The 4,062-nt window shown below is 69.9% G+C and carries 1 protein-coding gene; it reads right to left on the bottom strand.

Features of this window, described 5'->3' with window-relative positions; all coding sequences use genetic code 11:
* Positions 1-218 precede the first annotated feature (218 nt).
* Positions 219-2,900 (bottom strand): Helicase associated domain protein, encoded by a 2,682-nt coding sequence (locus tag ACFYQ6_RS34880; protein ID WP_388766877.1) that lies wholly within the window; start codon positions 2,898-2,900, stop codon positions 219-221.
* Between the last annotated feature and the right edge of the window lie 1,162 nt (positions 2,901-4,062).

Genomic DNA, 4,062 nt, shown 5'->3' with positions numbered 1-4,062 from the left:
CTGCGCCATCAGCTGGGCCACCAGAGCCCTGTCCAGAGACGGCGCGACCGCCTCCTCGCCCGCCTCGACAGTCGAACGCGTATTCTGCTTCACGGTCCTGCTCCCATCGGTCACAGCAGCCATAACTGCCGTGACCTATCGGGGAGTTACACCGTTCACGCTACAGACCCGACCCACCTCGGATCATTGCCAAACGAGAGGGGCGTTGCCGATGACCGTCAGATCCATTCGATGCCGAGTTTCGCGAGGGCGGCGAGCTGTTCCTGGGTGAGTTTGTCGCGCCGGCTCTTGGTGTTGGTGACCCATACGCCGAGCTTCACGATCACGGGCTCCGCCTCGCCCTCGACCGCGACCTCCTCCCCGTGGGTTCTCGGGACTGGCCGGTGGGCGCCTTCTCTCTCCACCCACTGCGTGAGGGCCTCTAGACCGCGCTGGAATGCCTGCTGCGCCTTGCTCGGGCCCCTCGCTGCGCGAGGCGCCGCTGGGGCGGGAGAGCGCTTCTCCAGCGGCTTGATGCCCAGCTTCGACAGGCGCTCCTGCTGCTCGGTCGACAGCTGCGCCCAGGTGCTCGCCTCGCGTTGCCGTGCCAGCCATTTGCCTAGGTCGTCTCCGTCGAAGGTCACGCCGGGGTCGATGGCCGGCAGGACGCCGTCGGCGTCGACGAGGTCGGCGAGCACGCGGTAGTGGCGTTGCCAGTCGAGCGACCAGGGGCAGTTCCAGTCTTCGTCGATCGCAGCCAGCTGCGCCGCGCGCTCTGCGGCCCGGTCCGGGTCCTTGCCCAGACCGTTCTTCGCGCCTTTCCTGCGGAGGTTGGCGATGTGCTGGCCGACGGGCACCATCGCCTGCCCCTCGCCGTCGCCCCAGACCGCGTCTTGCCGGGGTGCGAGGTGTCCGGTGGCTCGCCGGTAGGAGCGGAGCGCGGCGAGCTTGGCCTCCCAGGCCTCTTCGCCGGGCTCCCAGACCATCCCGGCCTCTGGCGCGTCCAGCAGCGTCTTGCGCCGGTCCTCGAGCTCTCCGCCCCGCAGCGCCTTGCGCTGCTGGTGGACCCATCGTCCCAGGGGGAAGTTCTTGGTGACGCCGACCGTGGTCTCGGTGTCGTAGGGCACGGAGTAGAGGCCAGTGATCTCGTTCTCGGCCCGCCACCGCAGTAGGGCCTGGTAGCCCTCCAGCCACACCAGGGACTCCGGCCGGTAGACCCGAGTACGGAGGAAGGCCGCGATGGTGGCGGCGTCGCGCGGGCTGGAGAAGTGCAGCAGCGCCGCTTCGGCCGCGGCCTGCGTGTCGTCGTCCTCCTGGTCTTCGCCGTCGCCCGCCCCGCCGGCCCCGACGATCCGGCCGTCCTCGTCACGCCGGACGTGCACCTTGCGCTTCCCGCTCGTGCGCGCGCGGGAAGCGAGCTGCTCGATCAGGCGCTCATCATGCGAGCGCAGGCCCTGGAGCACGGCCACGAGCGGCTTGAAGCTCGCGGAGGCGACCATGTCCGCCGGGTCCTCGTTCGGCTCCAGGAAGACGGGCACGATGATCCTGGCCACCTTGGTGGAGCCGTCCTTGTTGAGCCGGAGCGCCCGTCCGATGTTCTGCACGATCTCGACCTGGGAGCCGCGGGTGTCGGCGAAGCAGATGGCTTCCACGCCCCGCTCGCCGGTGATGTCCACGCCCTCCCCGAGCACGCGGCAGCTGGCGAGGAATGCACGGTGTACGCGGTGGCCGGTCGCGTCGATGCCGTTGGCGAACTGGCGCAGGACCTCCCGGCGCTCACTGACGAGGTGGTCCCCGCACAGCCACGCCGACCACACGCGGTCTGGCCGGACATGGCGGCCAGCCTCGAGTTCGTAGAAATCGGCGTCGATCGAGGACCTCGGTAGCTTGTCGGCGGCGGCCAGGTCGGCGTCGGAGGTGGCGTCGACGTACAGCGCGGCCGCCGTCTGGGGCAGCTTCTCCGCGAACGCCGCAGCGTCTTCCACCTTCTGGTGGAAGGTCATGACCGTGCGCAGGTTGTACGCCGCGGCGTGCTCCAGGAGCGCGGTCTGCAGGAGCGCCAGGCGCCGGCCGCGCCGTGCCTCCTGCGACTTCCCGAGGGCAGGGGAGGGGTCGCGGATCTCCAGGACGTCGATCTCGAACCCGGCGAGGATCTCGCGCTCGATCGCCTCGCTCAGACCGAGTTCGGCGAGCCAGGCGCCGTACGTGCCGTCCGGGTCGTCGGCCATGGTCGCGATCTCCAGCTCCTGGCCGTCCGCGCCCTTCTGCGGGCGGGCGGCGGCGAGGATGCGGGGGGTCGCGGTGAGGTAGAGCCGGAAGTCAGCGGGAATCCGCTGGTTGTCGTGGATCGCCGCCCATGGCCGACCTAGATCGCCCGCTGTTGAGTGGGCTTCGTCCACGATAGCGAGCGAAAAACCGCCCATCCGCTGGCCGTACAGGCGGTCTCCGCCCGCCAGAGCGGCCTCCAGCGGCCCGCGAACCTTCCGCTGGCCCTCCGGTGCGTCGATGTCCTCGCGGTCGACCAGGGAAGCGTACGTGGCGAACACAACGACCGGGCCGCTCCCGGCCCACAGGGCGAGCTGGATCGGGTTCGTGGTGGTCCGCACCCCCAGCTCGTTCAGCACCGGGTCGTTCTCCAGCGAGCACACCGCGACCATCGGGGCCCGATGACCGACCAGACGCCACGCCTGGGCGGTCTGCGCGAGCAGGTCCAGGGTCGGCACGGTGACGAGGATCCGGCCGTCCGCGAACGACTCCAGCGCGCACGCGGCGGCCGTGATCGTCTTGCCCGAGCCGGTCGCTGACACGATCGTGCCCCGGGCGCCCTGCGGGGGCACAGATGAGCTTGCGGGGAATCCCACCCACCTACGAAACGCGGAGCGCTGATCTACCTGGTGTTTCTTGAGCTGAATCGCCGACATTTCCATGCCTCCCCGAGGGTAGAATAGCTGTGGTCTTTCAGAGGGCCGCGTGCGGAATGCAGGCCGCGCCCAAGTCGTTCCATAGACGCATCCGCCTTGTGCCAGCCGCCCGGCTCTCCGTCTTCGAAGGACGGGCTTGTCGTCCGGGGCGTAGTGCCCGGCATCGCACGTGCAGACGACGACGTCCCCGTCGGTGTTCAGCATCCGCGCCGTGCACAGACCGCCGGCCTCGCACAGAGCCTCCAGCACCCGCCGCCGCGCCGTGGTGAGCGGATAGGTGCGCGGCAGGACGCTCTCTCGGACGAACCCCTCCAGCCGTACGAGGCCGACCCGCTCACGCTGCCTCACGTCCGTGAGATGTACGGCCAGTTGAGCAGACCCGGCCGACCGGCCGCCGCGCCGGGACCAGTTCCAGTCCGCGATGCCCACCAGAGCCTCGCTCACGGCCGTCACGCTCTCGTCCCAGCCGCCCGCGAACAGCGGGCCACGAGAGGCCGGCGCCACGCCGTCCAGCTCGACTACCTCGCTCTGCGCCCCGGCCTCCACCGCGGCCACCAGACCGTCCGCCTCGCTCGCGGGCACTCCCTGCGTCTCCAGGAGCGCGAACAGCCTCAACCGGGCGTTGACGCCCGCCGTCTGATACTGACTCACACGGTGCACGGAATCGCTGCTCAGCGCGGGTTCTGGGCCGGTAGATTCGTGGTGACCGGTCATCTGCGGTCGTTCCTCTCGGAATTTCTGGAAGGCTCCCGGGCGGTTGGGAGGTGGCCCATGTTTCCGCCAACGGTACATGCTGCATCAATCTGATGCACGCGCTACACTAGAACCCACAGAACGAGCACCCGTGATCTCCAGTAGCCAGCCCGGCCCGCGTCAGCGGGCCCTAGGGTCCTGGAGGCGTAGCCGGAAGGACCGTTGAGGCGAGGGAGCGCAGCGGACTCGCCGAGCCAGGCCGAAGCGAAGCGAAGGCCTGGCAAGCGGGACAAAGTCCCGCCGGTCCGAGAGCGCAGCGAACGGACCGTCACCCCCGGCGCGCAGCGCCGGGGGTGAGTGACCCGCGCAGCGGGTCACCAGCGCTCCCGCGGAGCGGGAGCGCAACACCCGCGCGCAGCGCGGGTGTTCGCTTGCACATCGCGCAGCGATGTGGTACCCGCTCCGCGGG

The organism is Streptomyces sp. NPDC005494 (assembly GCF_042872025.1).
Taxonomy (GTDB): Bacteria; Actinomycetota; Actinomycetes; order Streptomycetales; family Streptomycetaceae; genus Streptomyces.
The sequence above is the reverse complement of the archived record's forward strand: the minus strand, read 5'-3'. Positions and strand labels throughout refer to the sequence as shown.